The organism is Candidatus Effluviviaceae Genus I sp., from assembly GCA_016867725.1.
GTDB lineage: Bacteria > Joyebacterota > Joyebacteria > Joyebacterales > Joyebacteraceae > VGIX01.
Map to the genome: position 1 here is coordinate 1 of VGIX01000023.1, position 23456 is coordinate 23456.

Here is a 23456-nt window from a genome sequence, read left to right on the forward strand (position 1 = left end):
GGGCGCCGTCGCCGGCGAGGGCGACGAGATGACGACGGCGTTCCGGGGCGTCGGCGTGACGGGCGGGCTGCGCGACCTGTTTGCCGCCGCGACCGCCGACGAGATGGCCGACCACGTCGCGCGCATCGCCGTGGACCTTCTCTCGGCGCCGTACGCGCCCGGGGGGCCCGCGACGGTCGTGCTGGACCCAGAGCTGGTCGGACTTCTCGCGCACGAGGCCATCGGCCACACCGTCGAGGCGGACTTCGTGCAGTCGGGCTCGGCGGCGAGCGGGAGGCTCGGGAAGAAGGTGGCGAGCGAGCTCGTGACGCTCGTGGACAGCGGACCGGCCGTCATCGGCGCCCCGACGGCGGGCGGCGTGCTCCTCGTGGACGACGAGGGCGTGCTGACGGGCCGCACGGTCATCATCGACCGCGGGGTCCTCGCGTCGTACCTCCACGACCGCGAGTCCGCCGCCGTGTTCGGCGTGCCTCCGACGGGCAACGCTCGGGCGTGGCAGTACGACGACGAGCCGCTCATCCGCATGCGGAACACGTACGTCGAGCCGGGGGCGACGCCGCTCGACGAGGTGATCGGGAGCGTGCGCGAGGGGCTCCTGCTCCGCGGCGCCGGCAGCGGCCAGGCGGACGCCAACGCGGAGTTCATGTTCGGCGTGCAGGAGGCCTACGAGATCCGCGACGGGAAGGTCGGCCGGCTCCTTCGCGGCGCGACCATCTCGGGCGACGCGTTCGAGGTGCTCTCGGGCATCGACATCGTGAGCTCGGGCTTCGAGTGGGGGATCGGAAGCGGCGCGTGCGGGAAGGGGCAGGAAGCGAAGGTGGACGGCGGCGGCCCGCACGTGCGATGCCGCGTCGTGGTCGGAGGAAGGTAGTGGCCGGGAACGAGCGCGACCTCATCGAGATCTGCGACGCGGCGGTGGCTCTCGCGCGGCGGAGCGGGGCGGACGGGGCCGAGGCCTGCGCGTCCCGCGGCGGCGCCGTGGACGTCGTGCTTCAGAAGAACGACGTCCACCTTGCGAAGAGCTCGGAGGCGGGCGCCGTCGGCGTCCGGGTCTTCCGAAGCGGGCGGATGGGCTTCGCCTTCTCCAACCGCCTCGACGCCCCGAGCGTCGCCGAGTCGGTCCGGGCCGCGCTCGGCATCGCGGCCGCCTCGCCGCCGGACCCGCACAACGGTCTGCCCGAGCCTCTGCCGGTCTCCTACCAGGACGGGCTCTACGACGCGGCCGCGCGCGCCTTCGGCGTCGAGGCGGCTGTCGAGTCCGCGCTCGTCATGCTGCGCGCGGCGCGCGGATACGATGCCCGCGTCATGGTCGACGCGGGCGAGTTCTCCGCGCGCTGGGGCGAGCGCGCCGTCGTGAACTCGCGCGGCGTGAGGGCTCACGAGCCCGCGAGCGCGTTCCAGTGCGCGATCCTCGGGATGGCCCGCGACGGCGACGTCGTCTCGTCGTTCGACTACCAGTCGGACGGCGCGCGCGGCGGGGCCGGCGTGGACCCGGCGGCCGTCGCGCTGCGGTTCGCGGAGAACGTCGTGGGCTCGCTCGGCGCTGTCAAGGGGGAGAGCTTCAGCGGGCCCGTCCTTCTCGCCCCGAAGGCGGCGGCGCACGTCGTCTGCTATCCCATTGAGGCGGCGGCGTCGGCGCGCTCGGTGCAGAAGGGGACGAGCAGGTTCTGCGGGCGGCTCGGGCAGATGGTCGCTTCCGAGGAGCTCACGCTCGCGGACGACCCGGCGCTTCCGGGCGGCCTTGCCTCGATCTCCTTCGACCGGGAGGGCGTGCCTCCCGAGGCGCTCCCCATCGTCGAGCGCGGTGCGCTCAGGCACCTGCTCTACGATTCGTACGCGGCCCGCGTGGACGGGCGCGCGAGCAACGGGCGAGCCGGCGGCGGCCCGGCCCACGTGCCCCACGTGTCCCCCACGAACGTGGTCATGGGGGAGGGGCGTGCGACCGTCGCGGAGATGATCGCGGGGGTCGACCGTGGGGTTCTCGTCACGAGGTTCTCGGGGAACGTCGATCCGGTGAGCGGCGACTTCTCGGGCGTCGTGAAGGGCGGGCGCCTCATCCGGAGCGGGAAGCTGGCCGAACCGCTCTGCGGCACGATGATCGCCGGCAACGCGTTCGATCTTCTCGGCCGCATCCTCGCCGTCTCCCGCGAGCGAGAGAGGATGCCCGGCGCCGTGCTCGGTCACGTTCTCGTCGAGGACGTCGTCGTCTCCGCGGGCTGAGCGGCTCCCGGGCCTCAAGCGCAGGCGCCCGGGACCTCGACGGTCCCGGGCGCCGCGTGCTTCTACCCGGCGTCGTGCGCCGGCAGTGCTAGTCGGATCCCGGGAAGGGGTCCGGGACTTCGAGCGTCTTCCTGATCACGACGTAGAATTGCACGCACGCGTCCCACTCGAAGACCAGCGGGTCCGCCACCGAGGGGTTCGGGTCGCAGTCGCCGTTGACCACCTTGAAGAGCAGCACGGGGTTCGGGTGCGTCGTGTTCTCGATGTAGTCGTCGATGGCGTCATTGATGAGGTCCACGCCCGCCTGCACGAGATCCGCGAACACCGGCTCTCCATAGGCGTCCATGAGCGACTGGCTGGTGTAGTTCACGACCGTCACGGGGCCGGCGGCCTTGTCCACGCGTTCGACCGTGATCCCCCCCGTCAGCGTCCAGTCGTGAACCGGCGGCACCGTGACCTCGTACGTCGCCATGATCATGCCGCCCCGCACCAGGTCCTCCCGCTCGACATCGAAGTCCTCGAGGGCGTCGTCGAGTTCGTCGGCCAGGTTGAGCGTCCGCGGCGTCACGAAGGTCTCCGATGTGTGGTTCTCGTCGAACGTCATGCACTCCGTGGCCTTGACCACGAGTTCGACGTCCGTCTCCTCCAGGATGCAGCCCGCTCCCATGACGACCACCGCTGCCAGCGCGGACAGGGTCATGAGCTTCGTCATTCCATTCATGGTATCCCGCTCCTTGCTGGTCACATGCCGAAGCTGACGCCGAAGGCGAAGCCGTTCTGCCCGGCGATCGTGTACTCCGCGTTCGCGTTCAGGATGGAGAGGCTCAGCGACACGCCGAGCGTCAGCCTTGCCGACGCCTTCGTGTCGAAGGAGAAGCTGATGTCCTCAAGCTCTCCGGACGCCTCGCTCTCGTAGGCGACGTCCATGCCGAACGTGTCCAGCGACAACCCCATGTACGGCTCGACCGCGGCGACGGTGCCGAAGCGCCTGCTCGCCTGGACGCCGAACGACGTGGCCTTCGACTTCAGGAGGTCCTCTCCGATCGTGAAGCTCTGCCAGAAGAAGCCGCCCGCGACATCGACCGGGAACTCGGGTCCGAAGTACTGGTTGATGTTGTGCCTGAGTCCGAAGCCGATGAGGCTGACGTTGCCGATCTCCACGTCGCCGGTGTTGATCGCGATGTACCGCACCAGGGCCTCGGTCCCTCTGATCGAGCCGATGCGGAGCTGCGGCACGGCCAGGGCGAACGAGTTGAGGTCGAACCCGCCCGGGAACGCGAAGCTCGTGCCGTGGTCGCCCGTGACCACGACGGCCTCGCCCGGCCCGACGATCGTCGGGGCGTCCGCCGCGGTCTCGGGGGAGAAACCGTCCTCGGTCTGCGCCTCGAAGAACGCGTCGTCGTCGGCGAAGAGCACGGCGACGACAGGGATCTCCAGCGACAGGTGGAATCCGTCCACCGGGACCCTGGCGGAGTGGAAGAGCCCGCCGTTGAGGTCCGTGCCGATGGCGTCGACGAGAGGCTGCAGGTAGCCCTCCGCGTTCACGCCGGTGTAGGCCGAGAGCTGGTCCTCGATCTGCGCCTCCGCGGGCGATCCGGCCGCCGCGAGCAGCGACGCAAGCCCCAGTGCTGCGATCACGCGCCACTGACCCTTCATCGTATCCTCCTTCCGGACACTCGGGACGGCGTGGTCCCGGTTCCTGCGGCGACGCAAACACATCGAGCGGAGTTCCGTCAAGCGGATTCTCCGGGACTCCCCGGACGCCGTCCGCGCGCCGACAAGCGCCTTGACAGGAGCCGGTCCGTGAGCTACCCTCACCGTCGCCCATTCCCCAGAAGCCAGACCGAGACGAGGGTCCCCGCCGGACCCCCCAAGGCTCGCAGAGCCGGACCCTGCGAGGGCGAAGGGGCGTGCCGCGGCAAGGGGATGAGGAGGGGCCATGCGCTCGATCGCCGTCGTGAACCAGAAGGGCGGGTGCGGAAAGACGACCACCGCGATCAACCTCGCGTCGTGTCTGGCCGACAGCGGGAAGCGGGTGCTTCTCCTCGACGGCGACCCCCAGTCCCACGCCTCCATCGGGCTCGGCATCGACACGGAGAGCCTTGACCGCTCGATGTACGACCTGCTCATGAACCCCGACTCCCACGTGACTTCGCTCGTCCACCGCGTCTCCGAGCGTCTCGACGTCGTACCTTCCAGCGTCGTGCTCTCGGCCGTCGAGCAGCAGCTGTCCGGGCGCCCCGATCGCGAGAACCGACTCAGGTGGAAGGTCGAGGCGTGCTCGGCCGACTACGACTACTGCATCGTCGACTGCCCGCCGAGCGTCGGCCTTCTCACCTTCAACGCGCTCGTGGCCTGCAACGAGGCGTTCGTGATCATGGAGCCCTCGTACTTCTCGCTCCACGGCGCGCTCAAGGTCATCGACACGATCAAGCTGGTCCGGGACCAGCTCGGGATGAGGAAGCAGGTGCGCGTGCTCCTCACGATGTTCGACGGGCGCACGCGGTTCGCGAACGACTTCGTCAGGGAGGCGCGCGGTCGCTTCGGCCGCGAGATGTTCGAGACGGTCATCAGACAGAGCGTGAGGTTCAAGGAAGCCTCGAACTGGGGAATGCCCGTCGGCCACTTCTCGCGCAGCGCGACCGGGGCGCGGGACTACCGCGCGCTCGCCGAGGAGGTGATCGCCGGCGAGGAGCGCGCGGCCGCGGGCGGTTCTGACGAGATGCCGCAGATGCGCGAGACGGGCCTCGAGCCCGGGATGGACGAGTGGATCCTCGCGCAGCCGGGGCCTCACTTCGTTGAGGGCGGCGTGCTGTTCTCGCTCGTCGCTCCCGAGGCGAACGAGGTCAGGCTCGTCGGCTCCTTCAACGACTGGGACCGCGAGCACGGGTTTCCTCTCACGAGGAACGCGAACGGAGTCTGGCACGCGACGCTCGATCTCGCTCCCGGGCGGCACCTGTACAAGTTCATCATCGACGGCGTGTGGCGACCGGACCCGGCCAACGAGAGCCGGGCCGCGCCGAACGACGACTGCGTGGTCGAGGTCTATCGCAAGGACTAGGGTCCCCAAGGGCTCGAGCCTCTCTCGTTGAGATCTTCGGATCGGGCGGAATGAGCGAAGGCGCTGGCAACAGGATCCCGAAGACGCTCGCCGACGTGTCACATCTCTTCTTCTCCACGCGAGTCGAGGAGGACGCGCCGGCCGCATCCCGGGGCGGCAACACGACAACGACCGGGGAGGAGCGCCCCGCCGCGCCCGCGCGCGCCGCGGAGCACGCGGCCCAGGAGGCGCGCCCGCGCGCGGCCGAGCGAACGCGCATCGTCGTCGTCACGGGCGGGGACGACGCCCCGGGCAAGTCGACGGTGGCGGTCAACCTGGCGCACGGGCTGCTTCGCTGGGGCTCCGTCGGGCTCTTCGACGCGGACCCGCGGCTGCCGAACGCGCGGTTCTACCTCGGGCTGCCCTCGTGGCAGTACCTGTCGCCCCTGACGGGGGACGGCCGGCCCTCGCCGGCCGCCGCGCTCGACTCGGGCCTCGTCGTGGTCGACTGGACGCCGGACGCGACGGACGCGTCGGAGCTCGCCCGCACGGACGGCTCCGTGCAGCTCGAGATCGGCGGCGCCTCGCGGCGGCGCCTCGACTACGCCGTCGTCGACGTGCCGGTGGGCAGGCTTCGGTTGCTCCACGGGTGCGCTCGGCGGATCAGCCGCTTCGTCGTGGTCGCCTCTCCGGGATGGGACGGCTTCGCCGCAGCGTGCGGGGCGGCGTCCCGGCTCTCCACGGTCCTGGGGGCGCGGGCCGTGGACCTCGTGGTCAACCGGGCGCCCGACGAGACCTACGCGGCCGCCTACCACAGGAAGTTCGGCATGGCCGCCAGGGATGTCCTCTCGGTGGAGGCGCGTCTGCTCGCGGGCGTGGGCCGCTACACGGGCCTCGGATGCGAGCAGCGCGAGCGGGGTCCTCTTGTGCGATCGCGCCCGGATGTCGCGCCCGCCCTCGCGTTGAGGAATGCGGCGTCGAGCATCGCGGGATCACAGCCGGTGGCGGAGTGCGCGGGCGCTCGTCACGGGGCCCGCATGGAGCGTGCGTGTGAAGACGAGAATCCAGAGATCGGCGCCGCCTGATCCGGCTGCGCTTCGGCGGCTCCTGAGCGAGCAGCCCGACCGCGTTCTGGACGGCGCGAGGACCGTGGACGCGGACGCGCAGGGACCGACCGGCGTGGACATGGTGCTCGTTGACGCGGCCGGGCGGCCGATCCTCGTGGACGTCCTCGAGGAGTCGCCCGTTGCGATTCCGTCGAGGATCTTCGAGCATCTGGACTGGCTCGAGCAGACGCGCAGGCTCTTCCTGCGGGCCTACTCGAGGGACGGGGTGGTGAAGGCGGAGGAGCCCGTTCTGGTCTTCGTGGCGCCTTCGTTCCCCTCTGCGGTGCAGCGGGCGGTGTCCGCGTGTCAGGAGGTCGAGGTCAGGCTGATCAGGATCGAGACGTTCCTGATCGACGGCGCCGTCGAGGTCTCCTGTGAAGAGGTCGTCGCGCCGCAGGCCCGACGCCTTGCGCAGGCGACAGTCAGGCGCACGGCCGAGATCGCCCAGGGCACAGAGCAGGGCTTCGGGGCCAGGATCGAGTCGAACACCGTCAGAGCGCTCTTCGCGCTCTTCAAGTCCGGCGTGGACGGCCTTGACGGCCGCATCGCCGCGAAGGAGTCGAACGGCGGCCTCGTGTTCGAGCTGGGGAGTCACGCGCTCGCGCACGTGTCCGCCTCGCCCGGCAGCTTCACCGTCTCCGCCGGAGAGCCGATGTCGAACCCGATCGTCGTGTCGGACCGCGTGTCGCTGGAGAGGGCGCTCAATGCCGTGGTGTCCTCGTTCGTGCGCGAGGGGCGAGGGGACGGCGACGACGGGAACGGCCGGGCGGCTGACCTGGATGCGAAGACGACGAGCGAGCTTGCGAGGATCTGGGGCGGCGGCGTCGGCCGGAGCGAGCGCGGGTAGCTGCGGGCAACAAAAAAGGGCCTCATGGCCCTTCAATACTCTAAAGCCGGGACCTCCCGCTAAGTGTGCAGCCCTTTCTTCGACAGGCCTGCCTGACCGATCCCGCCGGACCCCGGGCGGCCGTGTTCCCTCCTGAAGACGGCCCGTATTCTGGCCACTTCCGAGGCGACAGTCCTCAGCGAGAGGCTCAGCGCGGCGGCTACCTCGGTTTGTGTGAATCCCTGCACCAAAGCGGACACGATCTGCTGCTGCCTCGAGCTCAGGAGGCTCAGGGTCTCCGCGATCTCCATCGACAACCCAAGCGACTCGGGGCTGACGAGCATCGGGGACCTCAGGAGCGTCTCCTGCCAGTCGGTCGGAATGAACCTCAGGACGTCCGGGTCGACGTCGCCAAGCACGCCGTAGAGCACCATCTGCCGGTCCAGGTCGCCGTCGGGGCAATCCACGGCGGTCCTGGTGAGGAACTTGACGGCCTGCCAGCGGGCCATGGCGAGGTACCAACCCCTCGTCTTCCCGTCCGGGGCCAGCCACACGTGGAGGCGCATCTCCTGGGCGAGGTCGTCGCGGAGCATCTCGTCCGGCGTCAGCCGCGCCGCGATGCGCACGATGTCGGTGTCCAGTTCCTGCCAGTTCTGCATCGCCGTCCCGGAGCGGGCCTCAAGGCCTCGCTCGCCCGTCTGTGACGTCCGGAGTTCCTTCTCCCGGCTTCCTCTTGATCTCATTTTCTCACGGACTCGCGCCATCTGTCAAGCTGGGGGCGCGCGCTGCCCGGCCGTCGAGCCATGCCGCGGGGCACCGGGTGTTGACACACGCTCCCGCGACCTCCTAGAATGCGCTTACAAGTTCCATGCCCGGCCGCAGAGGGAACGTCCTGAGGACGCCTCGGCGCGGGCCGGGCGGGCTTCCCGGGGGGAGGTGTCATGACGAGGCGAACGCGTTCCTTGTGCGGGCTCCTGCTTGCGATTGCGGTCCTATCGCTTCAGCTTGGCTGCGCGGCCACGAAGCCCGAGGACGTGCCTGGCGACCCGAAGCTCATTCGGGACGAACTGGCGAGGATCGACAACGACATCGCCAACTCCGAGGAGATGCTCAAGGGAAGCCGGGCGCAGCTGCAGGTCGACGACAGCCAGGACCTCAGGAACGAGATCAGGGTCTACGAGGCCAACATCGCGAAGCTCAAGTCTCGGAAGGCGGCCCTTCAGCAGCGGCTGAGGGAGCTTGAGGCGGCGAAGCCCTAGGCGCAAGGCGCTTCCGGGCGCGCCCGATGAAGAAGGGGACCCAAGTGAGACTGCGGCTCGCGCTGGTGGCGGCGGCCACGCTCCTCCTCCCTGCAGGATCGCTCGCGCAAGGGGGCGAGGCGTGGTTCGCCTACCGGCTGGGGGGCATCCACGTCGGCCATGCGCGCGAGACCGTGAGCGTCCGGCCCGACGGGGCCATCGCCACGACGGCGCATACGGAGTTCCTGATCAGGCGGGGAGACGACCTCGCAGCGATGAGCGTCTCCGAGGAGTGGATCGAGACCGCGGACGGGGCGCCCGTTGCGTACCACGCGAGTCGGGTCCTCTCCGGCGAGTCGCGCGAGCTGCGGGTGACGATCGACGGCGACACGCTCCTCGTCGCGACCGATGCGGGCGGCGAGGCGGCAGAGAGGGCGGTCCCCGTGGACGGGCAGTTGCTGTTCCCGCGCGCGGTCGACGCCCTTCACGCGGCCAGAGGGCTCGTGGCCGGCGACGCATACGCGTTCTCGTACTTCGACACGGACTTCGAGCGCGTCGGCCGGGCGGAGGTCCTTGTCGTCGGCGAGGACGCAGTGGCCGTGATGGGCGAGGAGCGCGGGCTGGTGAAGCTCGTCGTGCGCTCGGACCTCCTCGCGGGCATCGAGACGATCGAGTGGAGAGACCGGAGGGGGCGGCTCTGGCGGAGCGAGGTGCCCGCCGCGGGGCTCACGCAGGAGCGGGCGGACCCGGAACAGGCCGTCGTGGGCGGCGCTCCGGGGGACCTCGCGGCCAGGCTCGCCGTTCCCTCGAACGTCCGGCTGGACGCGCCGTGGGCCGTCGACTGGGCCGTCTACGAGCTCTGGACGGAGGACGGCGAGGGGGCGCTCTTCGTTCCCGAGGACGGACGCCAGACGCTCGAGGGCGTGACGGAACAAGGCGTCCTTCTCAGGGTCGTTCGCGCCGCGCCGGACGCCGCGGCGCCGGGCGGCCGCGACACGGGCGGGGGCGCAACGGCGGCGTACCTCGAGTCGAACGCGCTCCTCCAGACCGGCTATCCGCCCCTGGCGGCCGCCGCCGCCAGGGCGGCGCAGGCCGCGGGGGACGATCCCTGGCGGAAGGCCACGGCGATCGAGGCGTTCGTGCACGAGCACATCGAGAACAAGGGGTTCGGGACGGCGTTCGGCTCCGCCGCGGAGGTGCTCAGCAACCGCTCGGGCGACTGCAGCGAGCATGCGGTGCTGATGGCGGCGATGACGCGTGCCGTGGGGGTCCCGTCGAAGCTCGTGGCCGGGCTCGCGTATGCCGACGGCGTGTTCGCCTACCACATGTGGGTCGAGGTGTGGGCGGGCGGCGGGTGGTATGCGCTCGACCCGACCCTCGCGGCCGGGAACGTTGACGCGACCCACATCAAGCTGGCAGAGTCGGCGGCCGAAGGCGGCGTGACGGCGGACATCTCGGTGGGCATTCTGCGCGCCCTCAGCCGGCTGAGGCTCCGCGTTGTGGACTGGGGGACGGGAGGCTAGGCAGCGCCCCGGGCTCGGGCGCGTTCCGGGCGTCGGGCTGCGCGCGTTCGTGGAGGGACAGCATGATGAAGGCAGTGCTCGTGTTCGCCATGGCGCTCGCCGTCGCGGCCGCGCTTGCGGGCTGCGGCAGGTCGGGAGAGAAGCCCGCGCGTCAGGAGGGCGCCCGTTCGGGAGGCGCCTCCGTCTCCGATGCGGCCGCCTCACGGGGCGTCGCCACGGGCGAGCCCGAGGAGGCAGAGCCTGGCGGGCCGCGAGCGGTGCTCAGCGGGATCGCATACGAGTGGACCGTCTCGCCCGACCGCGGCCTCACGGTCACGCTCGAGTTCACGAATCCGGCAAGCGATGTGGGGCGGGCCAAGGGCTACGCGTTCGTGATGGCAGGTTCCTCGTCCGACGCCGCGGTCGCCGGCATCTACCCCTGGAACGCGAAGGTCGAGAACGGAATGCCCTCCGACCACACCGTCGGCGGGCGACTGCTGTTCTGGGAGAAGAGCACGCTGAGCGCGTTCCTGCCGTACAAGGAGCGCGCGGGGTGCTACAACACGATCCGCGTTCTCGTGTACGACGATGACGGCCGGATCGTCCACGACGAGACGCACGAGCTTCCGATCACCGGAGAACCGACCGGCAGGAAGAGGATCGAGCAGACGCTCATCCTCTAGCAGAGGGACGCAAGGGAGGTGAGAGCATGGCTGGCAGGCGCGAGAAGGTCGGCCACGAGGTGAAGAAGAAGCCCCTTCTTTCCAAGAAGGAGAAGCGGCAGAAGAAGCGCGAGAAGAAGATGCAGAAGAAGGCCGAGGTTCTCTGAACCGAGTGGCGGCCCTCGCGAGAACACCGAGGCCCGCGGGGCGACCCGCGGGCCTCGCGCGTTGTCGGCGGCCCGTCCGCCCCGCGCCGCGTCCGCTCAATCCCACGTCACGACAAGGTCGCCCGTCGGCATGAACCGCGTGCGCTTCAGACGGTAGACGGCAGTATCGCCCGCGGCCTCCTTCGTGTCGGGCACGAACGAGAGGTTCACGTTCCCGATGTCCGCGGGCACGCGGAACTCGAACTCGGCCACGTCGATCGGCCGCGCCCAGTGCCGCGTGGTCGTGACGATGTACACCGCGTGCCTGTCGAGGATCTCCTGAACGTACTCGACGCGGACCGCCGTCTCTTCCCTGGGGCCGAACGCCATCCGCCAGACGACGCCGGTCTCCTGCCGCGCGAAGCCGAGAGGCTCGCGGCCGCTTCCGCGCTCCCGTTCCACGAGGATCTCCGACGGATAGAGATGGACGCTGTCGACAGGGAAGGGGTAGAAGAGGGAGAGCTCCAGCGGGGCGTCGGAGTCGTTCGAGAACCAGTACCAGCCCGCGACGCGCGTCCGCCCGGGCGACACCTCGACGACGACCCGTTCCCTGGCGAACCGCAGGCCGCGCGAGGGCGCCGCCGTCTCGCGCCTGCACGACGCGGCGCACACCAGCAGGAGCACGGCCGCGCACGCTGCGCGCCTCGTGGTCACCTTCTTCCGCAGCCTCCGCTCACAGGTACAGGAGCGCCGCCAGCCTCGTCCCGGTCTCGATGCCGAGCGACCCGAAGAGAATGCGCAGCGAGGCCTCGCCCTCGATGCTCAGCCTCCTGTTCACGAAGTACTCGGCTCCGAGCCCCGCTCCGATGTAGACGCTCGTGTGGTCCCTGTCGCCGCCGGGCTCGCCCGTGTCGCTCGAGGAGTGGGCGATGCCCGCTCTGCCGCAGACGAACGGCTGGACCTGGTTGCCGAGGTTCCAGTGGCTGAGGACCCCGACTCCCAGGCCGAGGCTCGTGGACGACACGCGGTCGTCCGACGAACTCGAGAACGCCAGCTCCACCTCAAGACCGATTTCCTCTCCGAACCTCGTCTTCCCGAGCAGCTGCGTGGAGCCGCTCGGCAGGAGGACGCCACCGATCGCCAGCCCGTCTCCGTAGTTCTGGGCCGGTGCGGCCGCCGGCGCGGCGGCGAGCAGAGCGGCGGTCCACAGGAGCACAACGCGTGAGCGCATCATCGTCTCCTTGTCCTGATGGTGGTGAGCGTTCACTCACCCGAGCCCCTGAGGCCGGGCGCCTGCGCCTTGCGGGGAAGGCGCGCGGATGCTAGCACGCGGTCCCCGACCCGTCAACGAGACGCAGCCCCGCGCCTGTCGGCTCCGCGCGCCGCGACTCGGGCGGCTCTCCGCCATCGCCCTTGACCGGACCGGGTGATGCGGTTACGATTTCTTGCACAATCTGCACGGCGCCGTCCGACGGGGGGGACGACGGCGACGGCGAGACCGAATCGGGAGGTTCGAATGCCGACAACACAGGAAGTCGGGAAGCGCGTCAAGGACGCTCGCACGGAGCTCGGCATGACGCTCAAGGACGTCGCCTCGCTGTCCGGCATGTCGCCGACGCACATCTCCGAGATCGAGCGCGGCAAGACGTCGCCGACCGTGGGCGCGCTCCGCAGGATCGCGGCGGCGCTTCAGAAGGACACGGCGTACTTCGTGGAAGAGATACCACTGCCCAAGGTGTCCGTCGTGAAGAAGGAGGACCGCGACAGCCTCATCCTCGGCCAGGGCGACGGCTTCGTGACCGCCAAGCGTCTGACGAAGGGCATCCCGGCGGGGCGGATCAGCGTGCTCCTGGTGGACGACACGGACGGCAAGTCCATCGCAAGCGAGCCGCACGAGGGTGAGGAGGCCATCGTTGTTCTGTCGGGCCAGATGAAGGCCGTGGTTTCCGACACCGAGTACATCCTCGGCGCGGGCGACTGCCTGCACTACTCCGGCCGCGTCCCGCACAGCGCGGGGGCCGTCGGCGGCAGAGCGAAGGCGCTCTGGATCAAGGTGATGCCGGGGGTGATCCGCTGGTAGGGGCGTGATCCGCTGGCAGTGGAGGCTTCCGCCGCCGGCGCGGGAAGCCCCTACGGGCTGAACCCCAGCGTGAGACGGAGCGTGTCCTCGAGACGACCGAACAGGTAGGCGACATCCATCGAGATGCGGCCGTGTCCGGCGGGCACGGCCGCGCCGCATCCGACGGCGTACTCGTCGAAGCGGTCGGGCGGCAGCGAGCGCCTGTACCCGCACCTGAGCACCGCGACGTTCCCGAGCCACAACGCCGCCCCCGCCGATACCACGTCCGCAGTGTCCGCTCGAAGCGCCTTGTCGAGATCCACTTCGATGCTGAACCCGGAGCGCGGCTCGGCCGCGAGGCCGATGAGGAGCGCGGGCGGAACCCCCTCGCTGTAGGAGCCGCGCGCGGAGCTGTTCCACCGCAGCGTGTTGGCGAGGTCGCGGCACACGACGCCGAGCGTGAGCTCGGGCGTGACCGGCACCAGCGCCCCGAGATCGACACCGCCGCCCAGCGCGTCCCCGGTCACCTGGCCCTCCACGCTTGCGTTGTTCCCGTACGACGCCCTGCGGCCCTTGAGCGCCGCGCCGACGCGCGCCGGCCGCGTGCCGCACCACGGCGGCGCGCCGACCGCGCGCCCGACGCCCGCGACGACCGTCATCTCGGAGAGCGCGTCGTCGCCCGAGTAGAGGACGCCTCCGCCGACCGCGAGCGCGGGTGAGAGGGGAACGGACGCCGAGACCGCGGCGTACGGCACGAGCCCCATGTGGTCGCAGTAGGACGCCGCGAACTCAGGCCGCTGCGTGCGGGAGCCGATGGTCGCCGGGTTCCAGAAGACGGCGTCCGCGCCCGCGCCGCCTGCGATGACCGCTCCCGCCATGCCCACGGCCCCGGCGCCCGTGCCGACGTCTACGAACGCGCCGGGGATGTCGGACAGCGGGGCGCACCGCGCGGTCGCCGCCCACTGGGCCAGCGCGAGGATGGTCAGCGCGCACGCGGCGCGGCGCGCCGTCACTTGACGAGCACGAGCGTTGCGCATACCGCCGCCTCCCCTCCCGCGTCCTTCGCGCGGACCTCCACGACGTACCGGCCGTTCCGCGCCTCCTCGCCGCCGTCGGTGAGCCCGTCCCACTGCACGGACTGCCTTCCCTTGCCCTGAGCATCGGCCTCGACGAGTCTCCGCACCGCGCGCCCCGCGAGGTTGTAGAGCGTCACCGTGACGAACGGCATCCGCGCCTCGTCGCTCGAGAGCCGGTAGGAGATGGTCACCGGTCCGTTGTCCGGAGAGAACGGATCGGGCTCCGCCATGACGTCGCTCACCGACAGCGGTCCGGACGACGCGACGACCGCGTACTCGCCGAGAGCCGCCACGGGGGTCTCAAGTCCGTCCGCGGTCGCCGCGGCGCTGCGGTCAACCCACTGCAGAAGCGTCCTGTCCCAGGTCGCAATGCCTGTCCCGCGCCCCTGGGACGGCAGGACGAGCTCGGGCTCGCGGCCCGCCGCGAACGCAAGGCCGTCGGGCTTGAGCCGGTAGCCCGGTCCGACCACCTCGAAGTCGCGCCAGAAGCGCTTGGCGTCGGGGAGCCACTCGTGAGCCAGGAAGACAGAGCGCGTCGTCGCGACGGCCCCCGCCCTGACCCTGAGCAGCATGCCGGTGGAGTCGCGGTAGACCGCCTGCGTCGCGGACGTGATCTCCACGTACACCGAGGCGGAGAACCTGCCGATCGCTCCGGAAGGCGGCGCCGCCGCGCGCACGGTGATCTCACCCAGGTAGTCCGGGGCGCACACGAATCGCCCCTCCGGGCTCTCGATCGTCCCGGCGATGCCCGGCGACACCGACCACACGAGGTCGGCCTCGACGAGCCGGCCGCCCTCCGTCAGCGCGTCGCCGGCGAACACGACGACGCTTCCCGCCTTCACCGCGACGGGCCCTCCGACCTCGACGGTCGTGATGGCCACGCGCTCCACGACGAAGTCCAGGCTCGTGAGCTCGGCGCCCTCACCGAGCTCCACGGGCGCCTGCGCCGGCGTCACGACGCATCCCGGCGCCGAGACCGAGATGACGTACGGCCCTGGACGGATCTCGTCGATCTCGTACGAGCCGAGGCCGTCGGGGACGGCCTGCCTGCTCACGCCCGCGAAGGACGTGCTCGTGGCGACCACGCGGACGGCGCCCGGGTCCACGTCCGGGCCCGAAACGACGACGGACCCCGAGATTCGCGCGTAGTTCCTCGGGAGGAGGATCTCGAGGTCCTGCGTGTTCGGCGCGACGCCGGACGCGGCCGCCGTGACGTAGCCGAAGTGCCGCGCCGACACGGTGTACGGCGCGGCCGACGCGAGCCCTGCGATCGTGAAGCGCCCCTCACCGTCGGAGATCGCGGCCCCGAAGTGGCCCAACCCGTCGGACGCCTCGGCGCTCGCCAGCGGGAGCGGCTCCATGGTCGTTCCGTCCAGCACGCGCCCGGAGATCGTCGCGTCCGCCGGCAGCATCACGAAGTCCGCGTCGAGCGTGCCGGGCTGGGTCTCGGTGAGCGGATTGTCCGAGCCCGCGCAGTGCCCGTCCTTCGACGCGTGGACGGAGTACCGCTCGTCCTCGTCGAGCCCGCCGAGCAGGTACAGCCCCTCCTCGTCGGTCACGGCGGCGGCGGCGGTGCTCCCGTTCAGCTTCGCCCGCACCGACGCGCCGGCGATGCCCTGCTCGCCGTCGTGCACGCGGCCCGCGATGGAACCCGCCAGCACCAGCAGCTCGACGTCGAGCCCGAGCGAGGTCTCGGGCACGACCACGACCGGCTCGACGCGCGGTCTGCAACCGGGCTTGGAGAAGCGGATCTCCGTCTCGCCTGGCGCAACGCGCTCCATCCTGTAGCGGCCGGCCCCGTCCGACACGGCGGACGCTCCCTCGCCCGACGTCGTCGTCACGAGGACGCCGTGCAGGGGAGCTCCCGAGAACGCGTCGGACACCGTGCCCTCGACCTCGGCGAACTCGTCGTGCAGCACCGGGTTCAGCTCCGTGGCGATGCCGCTGACGACCTCCACGCCGTGCGCGAAGGCCGACCGGCGGCCCGGGCTTTCGACGCGGACGTCGTACAGGCCGTCGTCGAGCCACAGGACGAACCGGCCGTCACGGGCCGTGCGGGTCGACGAGCTGTCCGCCCACGCGGCGACCACACGCGCGCCGGCGATGCCGTGTCCCGCGTCGTCCAGCGCTCTCCCTCGGACGGACCCCGTCCAGCGGGGGAGGACGGCGTCGACGCCGTACGCGCCTCCCGGCTGGAGCGGCGGAACGGGAATGCTCCTGCTGCCGTGGAGAGGCGCGGAGACCTCCAGCGCGTGCGCCCGCCCCGGGCGGACGCGCACGGAGAAGCTGCCGTCCGAACTCGACGAGGTCCGCAGCGGCACCGCGCCGTTCTCCGCGCTGATCGCGATCGACGCGGCCACGACGACTCCCTGAGCGTCGCGCACCGTCCCGCTGACCGTCGGCCACGCGTCCCCGAGCGCAAGGTCGATCCCTGTCGCGCTCTGGGCCGGCGCAACCAGAACCGTCGCCGGCGCGGACGGCTCGAATCCCGTCGCGTCCGCAACGAGCGTCCACTCGCCGGCTTCCACGAAGATCTCGTACATTCCGTCGGCCGTCGCGATCGCGTCCGTCGGCCCGTGCTCCGACGACGCGCGGACGCGCGCCCACGCCACGGGGCTTCCCTGGCTCGTCACGCGGCCGCTCACGCGGCTTGCCCCGGGCGCGAGCGGCAGCTCGAGACCGTGCAGCGTCTGGCCGGCGCGGGTGGTCAGCGTGACCGCGTCCGTGGGGAAGTGCCCGGGCTTGCCCGCCTGGATCACGTGCAGCCCGCGCGGGAGCGGGAGCGAGAAGGCCCCCGTCGCGTCGGTCACGGTCGCGGTGCTGCCGCTCTTCACGAGCGCGCCCGCGACGGGAGACTGCCCGTTGAGCACCGTGCCGTGGACCGCGCTTTCGAGCGGCCGGACGGGGACCTCAAGCCCGGTGTAGAACACGCCGCCTTCCGTGCTCGCGTGGAATGGGTCGCCGCTTGCGTAGCCCGCCGCGGCCGCCGACAGAGCGTACCTGCCGGGCGGCGGCACCAGCACGAACTCGCCCTGGCCGTTCGTCGTCGTCTCGACGACGCTGCCGGAGAGCGGCGACGCCGTCACCCTCGCTCCTGCGATGGCGACCTGCCCGTCGGTGACGCGCCCCATGATGGCGGAGTCGAGCGGCACGAGGCAGATGGCGGGGTTGATGGTCGTGCCGGCGCCCGGATTCACGACGACCGTCCGCGGCGCGCTGGGCCGGAAGCCCGTCCTCTCCGCCCAGACCGTCCACTGCCCGGGCGCGAGCGTGAGGGTGAACCTGCCGCCCGAGCCGGTCGTCGCGGGGCAGAGAACCCCGCCGTTCTCGGCCCAGACCGTCGCCCCGACCACCGGCGTGCCCGACGGGTTGACCACGGTGCCGGTCACCGAGCCGGGCGTCCCCGCGACGACCAGGGGCCCTTCGAGCTCGGTGTAGTCGCCGGCCTCAAGCGTGACGATCTGCGCAGCGGAGCTTGCGTAGCCCTGCTTCTCGGCGTGGACTTCCCAGGTCCCCGCCTCCAGCTGCACGGCGAAGTGGCCGCCGCCGTCCGTCGCGGTCTCGACGCTGGAACCGTTCCCCGCCGAGACGACGGTCGCGTCGAACACCGGCTGTCCGAGGCTGTCGAGCACCGTGCCCCGGAGTCTTGCAGACGGCCGCCTCATGACGATCGGCACGTGCACGGTCTCGTTCACCGCGACCTGGGCGTACAGCGTGGTGTCGCGGAAGCCCGGCTTCGTCGCGTGGAAGGCGTACGCGCTCGGGGCGAGGAGCTTGAACGCGTGGCCCGATGCGTCGGTCACCGTGGGCAGCACGAGAAGGCCGCCCTCGGCGTGGCTGATCTCCACGAGCGCCTGCGCCACCGGCCGACCGTCCGCCGCCACGGTCGAGATCGCGGCCGCGCCGGTTTCCGTCGAGTACGCGAACCGCCTGAGCTCGGACGCGGCTCCGCGTCCGTTCTGGTCGAGAGCCACGACGCGCCACGAGTACTCGCCCGTGGAGAGGAAGCTCCCGGCGTGGACCACCGCTCCGGGCACGCTCGCCGGTCCGTTCCACACCGGGTAGCTCGCCTCGCCGCCGCCCCACGCCCGGCGCTGATAGATGTAGAGGTGGTACCCGACGGCTCCCGCGACGGGCTCCCAGGCGAACTCGACCGCGTCGTCCACGATGCTCAGCGAGTCGGCCGGGGCCAGGAGCGCGGGCGCGGTGACGCCCGGCACGACGTCCACCGTGAAGCCCGCAAGGCCCGCCCCCACGAGCGACGTGAGCAACGGGTGATTGCCGTAGTTGTTCAGGACCAGCCAGCGGTAGTTGAAGCCTCTCATGAGCGGCGGGCTCTGCCCGTTGGAGTTCACGAAGTGCCCCGAGGGATCCACGGCCCCGTACTGGATCGACCTCGCGCTCGTGATGGCCTGCCAGACGATGTTCGCGCCCCGGAGCTTGGTCTGGCCGTCCTCGACGACGATCTCGATGTCGCTGTCCGAGACCGCGACGTGGTAGTACGGGACGCCCTCCACGGGGTCCCACGAGAGCACCGTCGTCGTCTCGTGGACGACGCTCCCGTTCGGCGGTCGCGTCGGGACCGGAAGCGTCGCCGACTCGACGGCGAAGCCGAACTCGCCCGAGCTCTCCGGCCCGCCCACCGCGCGGAGGACGCAGTAGTGAAGTCCCGTCGTCATGCCTTCGGATGACGGCGTGAACGAGAGGGAGCCGACGCCGTGCGCGCTCGTCGCGTCCGTGTAGACGCCCGGCACGCGACCGAAGTGAAGGCGCGCGTCGACCGGCTCAGCCCACGCGACGGTCACCTCGCCGTCGAGCGGCACGAGCGGGGGCGGGTAGGCGGTGACCGTGATGCCCGAGGCCCACGCCGGGACCCACGCGCACGCCAGGGCCACGGCGGCCGCGACGCCCGCGGCGGCCCGCGCCGGTCCCCTTCGCGTGATGATCGTTCTCTGTCGCACGGCGTTTCCTTCAGGTCCGGCGACGGCTCACCGCGCCGGGCGCGCTCTCAGAACTCGTAGGCGAGCGAGAGCCGCAGAACCTGTACCGGCACCGCGAGGATCAGCGTGTCGAGGTTGATGTTCTGCCCGAGCCTGACGCCGAAGCCGACGTTCACGAACGGTATGGCGATGTCGTCGGTCTCCTGTCCGCCATCGCTCGAGCGCAGCTCGCCGCGCACGACGCCTCCTCCGGCCCAGAGTCCCCCGACATCCAGCCCGAGGCCGACGCCGTCACGCAGGTCGATGCCCTCGGAGCGCCCCTCGTGGGAGTAGGCGAGTCCCGACGTGTACGCCCGGTACTCGACCGTCGCGAGCACCGGCCCCAGCCGCGTCGTCAGCGCGGCTCCGGCGTACGATGGAAGCGTGAGCCCGAGCGGGCCGTCGTGCACGGTCGTCGTCTCTTCCGTGAAGGTCGGCTGGGACGCGGCGATCATCTCGACGTCGACGCCGTCGCCCGACACCGCGGGGATCATGTTCTCGACGACCGTGAGGCTTCCCGAGAGCCGAAGCTCCGGAGCACTGCAGCAGACAGCATCGAGCGCGAGCCATCCGGACGGGCGCCACGACGCGCCGGCCGTCCAGCCGATGCCGCTTCCCGAGAACGCGCCTCTGGCGTCAGCGCCCAGCTCGTTGTGCCACGGGTCGCTCGGGTCGTTGAACGCGTACTCCTGGCCGCCGTAGTCCACGATGCCGTCGCCCCGCACGGTCCCGGCGAGGCTGGCCTCGGCCCGGTAGTGGCTGACCGAGACGCCGACGCCGATCGTGGGTGCGACCTCCGCGGCGGTCGCGAGCGTCGTCCGGCTGATCGAAGCCGAGATGCGCCCGGCCGCGTCCAGGAAGCAGCGCGCGATGATGTCCACGTCGCCGCTCCCCTCGGACTTCACGGCTTCGGCGAAGGCCTCGATCCCGGTGTCGACGAAGCTCAGGTCCAACGCGAGCGGTTCCTCGAAGGCCGCCGCGGCCGCGACGCGCCCGATCCGCACCGCGGCGAGTCCGGAGAGCACGCCGCCCTGCTGGCCCGCCCACACGTCGAGCGACGGGTAGGCCAGGGCGATGTCGTCCGCCGCGACATCGGAGATCGCGTCGTCGATCGCGGTCGCCGCGCGCCCCTCGGCATCGAGGAACTCGGCCAGCGGCACGCCGAGGCCGGGGACAGCGTCAATGACCAGGGCGTTGGACTCGAGGAAGGCGAGGCCCGCCGGGTTCGACGTCGCCGAGGTCGGTCCGCTCCGGAGGGTCGCCACGGCCGCGCCGAGCGCGCCCGGGCGGGAGCCGGCGCCGTACAGGAAGCCGAGCGAGAGTTCCGTCCGGCAGGCGAGCGTGCCGCCCCGCAGACTGCGCAGCGCCGACGACCCGGCCTGCGCCGGTGCCGGACTGCAACAGAGCAGGAGAAGCGCTCCCGCGAGCGCCGCAAGCATGAAGCGAGTTCGCACTGGTCGCATCGTTCCGTCCTAAGGTCTTCCCTGCCCGCCGATTACCGGATGGCGTCCCCCGTCGATCTCCGGCAGGTTCCCGCGCGGTCAATGGCCATGCATGACTCATGCCACAATGTGTGTCATCGAGTTTGGAAGCTGGCCTGGTTGACACAGGGCGAGAGCGATTGCTAGAGTCCACGCCCTTGGCGCGGGACGGGCGCGAGCGCACGGAGGAGCCGGCCGGTGGCGGATCGGGGGCGCGGGACCGGAATGGTGAGGGGCTTCGCCAGCATCGGCGCCGGGACCCTGGTGTCGAGGCTCTCCGGGTTCGCGCGAGAGGTCGCGACGGCGGCGATCTTCGGGGCCGGCAGGTCGATGGACATCTTCGTCGCCGCGTTCACCATCCCCAACCTGTTCTGCCGCGTGTTCGGTGAGAGCGCCGTCGAGTCCGGGTTCATGCCGCTGTTCAAGGGGCTGCACGCTCGCGGGGAGAGGGAGCGCGCGTGGAAGCTCGCGGGCCACGCAGGGATGGGGCTCGCGGTGTCACTCCTCGTGGTCGTCGCGCTGGGCATCGTCGGGGCGCCCGCGATCGTGAACGTCGTGGCGCACGGGTTCCGGGGCGACACCGCGGTCGAGACGGTCCGCATGACCCGCATCATGTTCCCCTTCGGGCTTCTGATCGGGCTTGCCGCGCTCATGGGCGCGATCCTCCTGGCGTTCGGGCGGTTCCAGGTCTACAGCCTTGCCCCGGTGCTCCTGAACGTCGGCATCATCGGAGCGGTGCTTCTGCTGTCCAGGTCGCTCGGATACTACAGCCTCGCGATCGGCGTGCTGGCGGGCGGTCTCCTGCAGCTCCTCGTTCAGGTTCCGTTCGTGCGCGCGCTGGCCGGCCGAGACGGCATGCGGGCGTTCCGGTGGTCGCTTCCCGGCCGCGACGCGGACCTGCGGCGGGCGGCCGGACTTGCGGGCCCCGTGATCCTCTCTTCGGCGATCGGACGGATGGGCGTGATCGTGGACAGGACGGTCGCGTCCTTCCTCGACCCGGGGAGTATCTCATCGCTCTACTACTCGTTCAGGCTCGTTCATCTGCCGTACGCGATCCTCGCCCTTGCGGCCGGGCGCTCCGCGGCGCCGCATCTGGCCGAGGAGTTCGCCCTGGAGCGGTACGACGGCTTTCGGAAGGCGCTCCTCTCGGGGATCCGCATGAACCTCGTCTTCCTGGTGCCTGTGGTCGTGCTCACGGTCTGGTTCGCCGAGCCGCTGTGCGGGCTCGTGTACCAGCGGGGCGTGTTCGGCGAGCGGGACCTCGCGATGACGGCGGCGGCGTTCTCGATGTACTCGATCGGCCTCGTGAGCATGGGGATCGAGTTCCTGCTGGCCACGGCGTTCGCGGCCACGCTCAACACGAAGACGCCGGTGAAGGTCGCGCTGGGCGCGTTCTTTCTGAACGCGGGACTGAACCTGCTGCTGGTGCGGACGCCTCTCAGGCACGCGGGGCTGGCGCTTGCGACCTCGATCTCCTTCACGGCGCACGCCGCGCTTCTCTACGTGCTGCTGAACAGGCGCCTCGCGTCGTTCGGCGCGTCGGTCGCGCGCCGCGATCTTCTGAGGACCATCGGGCTGGTGGCGGTGGCGGCAGGAGCGATGCTCCTCGCCGTGTGGGCCGTTGACTCGCGCGTTGGCATGACGTTTGCTGGCGCCCGCGTGACGAGCCGTGCCGCCCGGATGGCGTTCTCGGGCGGCGCCGGTCTGCTTGCGTATGGGCTGGCGTGCTCGAGGCTCGGCCTGACCGAGGTCGCGGACCTTCTGAGGATGCGCATGACGGGGCGGTGACGTCGCGGATGGGCCTTGGGCGTCGTGGCAAGATGGAGGAGCATCCGGATGGGACAGACGGTTCTCGTGACCGGCGGCGCGGGGTACATCGGGAGCGTGACGGTCGAGAAGCTGGCGGAGGCCGGGTGGAAGGTCGTGGTCGTGGACGACCTCTCGCAGGGGCACCGCGATGCGATCGTCCCGGGCGTGCCACTTGAGCCGGGCGACGTAGGAGACCAGGCGTTCTTGCGCGGCGTTCTCTCGAAGCACCGCGTGGGCTCGGTCATCCACTTCGCGGCGAAGAGTGTGGTGCCCGAGTCGCAGTCGCGGCCCGGTGAGTACTACCGCACGAATGTCGTCGCCGGATGCGCGCTGCTCGACGCCATGGCGGAGACCGGGGTAGGCGAGATCGTCTTCTCGTCGTCCGCGGGCGTCTACGGAGAGCCTGAGTCCGTGCCCATCAGCGAGTCGCACGGCACGCGCCCGCTCAGCGTCTACGGCGACACGAAGCTCGCCTTCGAACGCATCCTCGAGTGGCGCTCGGGCGCCGTGGGTCTCAAGTACGTCTCGCTGCGCTACTTCAACGCCGCGGGAGCCTCGGCGCGGTTCGGGGAGGATCACAGCCCGGAGACACATCTGATCCCGAACGCGCTCAGGGCCGCGCAGGGAGTCCTGTCTGAGATCACGGTGTACGGGGACGACTACGAGACGCCCGACGGAACGTGCATCCGCGACTACGTGGACGTGAGGGACCTCGCGGACGCTCACATCGCGGCGCTCGACGCGCTGAGCCGAGGGCGTTCGGGGGTGTTCAACCTCGGGAGCGGCGATGGTTGGAGCGTCCTCAACGTCATCAACGAGGTAACGCGGATCACCGGGAGGAGCGTGCCGTGCGCCGTGGGGCCGAGGCGCGCCGGTGACCCGGCCCGCCTGGTGGCGAGCTCGTCGCTGGCCGAGCGGGAGCTGGCGTGGAAGCCGCGGCACCGGGAGCTGAGCGACATGATCGAATCGGCGTGGGCCTGGGCCAGGAGATTCCCGCATGGGTACTCGGCCTGACGGACCGGCGCGGCCGGCGGTGGGGTCTCCGGCGGCCGCTTGACTCGACTCCGCGGTGCTGCTAGCATATCCGAAGTTAGGTTCGTGCCGCCCTAGCTCAGATGGTAGAGCAACGGACTGAAAATCCGTGTGTCCGCAGTTCGATTCTGCGGGGCGGCACCATCCTTCCGCCGCCGTCGGCCGACCGGCCGGGGCCCGGCGGCGCGGCGTTCGAGCTGGTGTAGCTCAGTCGGTAGAGCAACGCACTCGTAATGCGTAGGTCAGCGGTTCGACTCCGCTCACCAGCTCCAGGCCTTCC

General features: G+C 70.9%; 19 protein-coding genes and 2 tRNA genes. 13 read left to right on the forward strand and 8 right to left on the reverse strand.

What is annotated here, in order from left to right:
* Positions 1-871, forward strand: an 871-nt coding sequence (locus FJY74_06345) for a TldD/PmbA family protein (GenBank protein MBM3307926.1), incomplete at its 5' end; no start/stop codon positions are given.
* Positions 871-2220 (forward strand): TldD/PmbA family protein, encoded by a 1350-nt coding sequence (locus tag FJY74_06350; protein ID MBM3307927.1) that lies wholly within the window; start codon positions 871-873, stop codon positions 2218-2220. The genes FJY74_06345 and FJY74_06350, both read left to right, overlap by 1 nt.
* An 88-nt stretch (positions 2221-2308) precedes the next feature.
* Here the strand turns inward: FJY74_06350 and FJY74_06355 are convergent, their stop codons facing one another.
* Both FJY74_06355 and FJY74_06360 read right to left on the reverse strand, forming a co-directional pair.
* Entirely contained in the window at positions 2309-2941 is a 633-nt protein-coding gene (locus tag FJY74_06355) for a hypothetical protein (GenBank protein ID MBM3307928.1), read from the reverse strand.
* A 20-nt stretch (positions 2942-2961) separates the two neighbouring features.
* Positions 2962-3876: a hypothetical protein gene (locus FJY74_06360; protein MBM3307929.1), complete on the reverse strand. Its 915-nt coding sequence runs from the start codon at positions 3874-3876 to the stop codon at positions 2962-2964.
* Positions 3877-4159: 283 nt separating this feature from the next.
* On the opposite strand from FJY74_06360, the gene FJY74_06365 reads away from it, so the two are divergent.
* The 3 genes from FJY74_06365 to FJY74_06375 are packed head-to-tail and all read left to right on the forward strand — an operon-like array spanning position 4160 to position 7213.
* Positions 4160-5281: an AAA family ATPase gene (locus FJY74_06365; protein ID MBM3307930.1), complete on the forward strand. Its 1122-nt coding sequence runs from the start codon at positions 4160-4162 to the stop codon at positions 5279-5281.
* A 50-nt stretch (positions 5282-5331) separates the two neighbouring features.
* A complete protein-coding gene (locus FJY74_06370) occupies positions 5332-6345 on the forward strand; it encodes a tyrosine-protein kinase family protein (protein ID MBM3307931.1) in 1014 nt (337 codons plus the stop codon).
* On the forward strand, positions 6311-7213 hold the full coding sequence (locus FJY74_06375) for a hypothetical protein (GenBank protein MBM3307932.1): 903 nt from the start codon (positions 6311-6313) through the stop codon (positions 7211-7213). The genes FJY74_06370 and FJY74_06375 overlap by 35 nt, the downstream gene beginning before the upstream one ends.
* Positions 7214-7272: 59 nt before the next feature.
* Here the strand turns inward: FJY74_06375 and FJY74_06380 are convergent, their stop codons facing one another.
* Entirely contained in the window at positions 7273-7935 is a 663-nt protein-coding gene (locus FJY74_06380; protein MBM3307933.1) for a sigma-70 family RNA polymerase sigma factor, read from the reverse strand.
* A gap of 198 nt (positions 7936-8133) precedes the next feature.
* On the opposite strand from FJY74_06380, the gene FJY74_06385 reads away from it, so the two are divergent.
* From FJY74_06385 to FJY74_06395, 3 genes are all read left to right on the forward strand, one after another.
* Positions 8134-8451: a hypothetical protein gene (locus FJY74_06385; GenBank protein MBM3307934.1), complete on the forward strand. Its 318-nt coding sequence runs from the start codon at positions 8134-8136 to the stop codon at positions 8449-8451.
* 44 nt (positions 8452-8495) lie between these two features.
* A complete protein-coding gene (locus tag FJY74_06390) occupies positions 8496-9953 on the forward strand; it encodes a transglutaminase domain-containing protein (protein ID MBM3307935.1) in 1458 nt (485 codons plus the stop codon).
* A 62-nt stretch (positions 9954-10015) separates the two neighbouring features.
* Entirely contained in the window at positions 10016-10615 is a 600-nt protein-coding gene (locus FJY74_06395; protein ID MBM3307936.1) for a hypothetical protein, read from the forward strand.
* 242 nt (positions 10616-10857) lie between these two features.
* Here FJY74_06395 and FJY74_06400 read toward each other — a convergent pair whose 3' ends face one another.
* The gene (locus tag FJY74_06400; protein MBM3307937.1) at positions 10858-11454 is read right to left on the reverse strand and encodes a hypothetical protein; all 597 of its coding nucleotides are present in this window, start codon (positions 11452-11454) and stop codon (positions 10858-10860) included.
* Positions 11455-11473: 19 nt separating this feature from the next.
* Positions 11474-11971: a hypothetical protein gene (locus tag FJY74_06405; GenBank protein MBM3307938.1), complete on the reverse strand. Its 498-nt coding sequence runs from the start codon at positions 11969-11971 to the stop codon at positions 11474-11476.
* A gap of 285 nt (positions 11972-12256) precedes the next feature.
* Between FJY74_06405 and FJY74_06410 the strand changes: the two genes are divergently transcribed.
* On the forward strand, positions 12257-12820 hold the full coding sequence (locus tag FJY74_06410; protein MBM3307939.1) for a helix-turn-helix transcriptional regulator: 564 nt from the start codon (positions 12257-12259) through the stop codon (positions 12818-12820).
* 50 nt (positions 12821-12870) lie between these two features.
* Here FJY74_06410 and FJY74_06415 read toward each other — a convergent pair whose 3' ends face one another.
* The 3 genes from FJY74_06415 to FJY74_06425 are packed head-to-tail and all read right to left on the reverse strand — an operon-like array spanning position 12871 to position 20317.
* A complete protein-coding gene (locus FJY74_06415) occupies positions 12871-13836 on the reverse strand; it encodes a hypothetical protein (protein MBM3307940.1) in 966 nt (321 codons plus the stop codon).
* Entirely contained in the window at positions 13809-18836 is a 5028-nt protein-coding gene (locus FJY74_06420; GenBank protein MBM3307941.1) for a carboxypeptidase regulatory-like domain-containing protein, read from the reverse strand. Before FJY74_06420 ends, FJY74_06415 begins: the two co-directional genes overlap by 28 nt.
* Before the next feature lie 47 nt (positions 18837-18883).
* Positions 18884-20317, reverse strand: coding sequence for a hypothetical protein (locus FJY74_06425; protein MBM3307942.1), 1434 nt, complete (start codon positions 20315-20317; stop codon positions 18884-18886).
* A gap of 216 nt (positions 20318-20533) precedes the next feature.
* Between FJY74_06425 and murJ the strand changes: the two genes are divergently transcribed.
* The 4 genes from murJ (at position 20534) to FJY74_06445 (ending at position 23448) form a co-directional block, all read left to right on the forward strand.
* On the forward strand, positions 20534-22123 hold the full coding sequence (gene murJ, locus FJY74_06430) for a murein biosynthesis integral membrane protein MurJ (GenBank protein ID MBM3307943.1): 1590 nt from the start codon (positions 20534-20536) through the stop codon (positions 22121-22123).
* A gap of 48 nt (positions 22124-22171) precedes the next feature.
* Positions 22172-23158, forward strand: a complete 987-nt coding sequence (gene galE / locus FJY74_06435) for a UDP-glucose 4-epimerase GalE (GenBank protein ID MBM3307944.1) — start codon at positions 22172-22174, stop codon at positions 23156-23158.
* A gap of 86 nt (positions 23159-23244) precedes the next feature.
* Positions 23245-23320 (forward strand) — tRNA-Phe (locus FJY74_06440).
* Positions 23321-23372: 52 nt separating this feature from the next.
* Positions 23373-23448, forward strand: a tRNA-Thr gene (locus tag FJY74_06445).
* Positions 23449-23456 lie beyond the last annotated feature (8 nt).

Excerpts from the sequence above, each read along its gene's own strand:
- FJY74_06355 (MBM3307928.1), bottom strand. The coding sequence starts at position 2,941 with ATGAATGGAATGACGAAGCTCATGACCCTGTCCGCGCTGGCAGCGGTG.
- FJY74_06360 (MBM3307929.1), bottom strand. The coding sequence starts at position 3,876 with ATGAAGGGTCAGTGGCGCGTGATCGCAGCACTGGGGCTTGCGTCGCTG.
- FJY74_06365 (MBM3307930.1), top strand. The coding sequence starts at position 4,160 with ATGCGCTCGATCGCCGTCGTGAACCAGAAGGGCGGGTGCGGAAAGACG.
- FJY74_06370 (MBM3307931.1), top strand. The coding sequence starts at position 5,332 with ATGAGCGAAGGCGCTGGCAACAGGATCCCGAAGACGCTCGCCGACGTG.
- FJY74_06380 (MBM3307933.1), bottom strand. The coding sequence starts at position 7,935 with ATGAGATCAAGAGGAAGCCGGGAGAAGGAACTCCGGACGTCACAGACG.
- FJY74_06385 (MBM3307934.1), top strand. The coding sequence starts at position 8,134 with ATGACGAGGCGAACGCGTTCCTTGTGCGGGCTCCTGCTTGCGATTGCG.
- FJY74_06395 (MBM3307936.1), top strand. The coding sequence starts at position 10,016 with ATGATGAAGGCAGTGCTCGTGTTCGCCATGGCGCTCGCCGTCGCGGCC.
- FJY74_06405 (MBM3307938.1), bottom strand. The coding sequence starts at position 11,971 with ATGCGCTCACGCGTTGTGCTCCTGTGGACCGCCGCTCTGCTCGCCGCC.
- FJY74_06410 (MBM3307939.1), top strand. The coding sequence starts at position 12,257 with ATGCCGACAACACAGGAAGTCGGGAAGCGCGTCAAGGACGCTCGCACG.
- FJY74_06415 (MBM3307940.1), bottom strand. The coding sequence starts at position 13,836 with ATGCGCAACGCTCGTGCTCGTCAAGTGACGGCGCGCCGCGCCGCGTGC.
- FJY74_06425 (MBM3307942.1), bottom strand. The coding sequence starts at position 20,317 with ATGCGACCAGTGCGAACTCGCTTCATGCTTGCGGCGCTCGCGGGAGCG.
- galE (MBM3307944.1), top strand. The coding sequence starts at position 22,172 with ATGGGACAGACGGTTCTCGTGACCGGCGGCGCGGGGTACATCGGGAGC.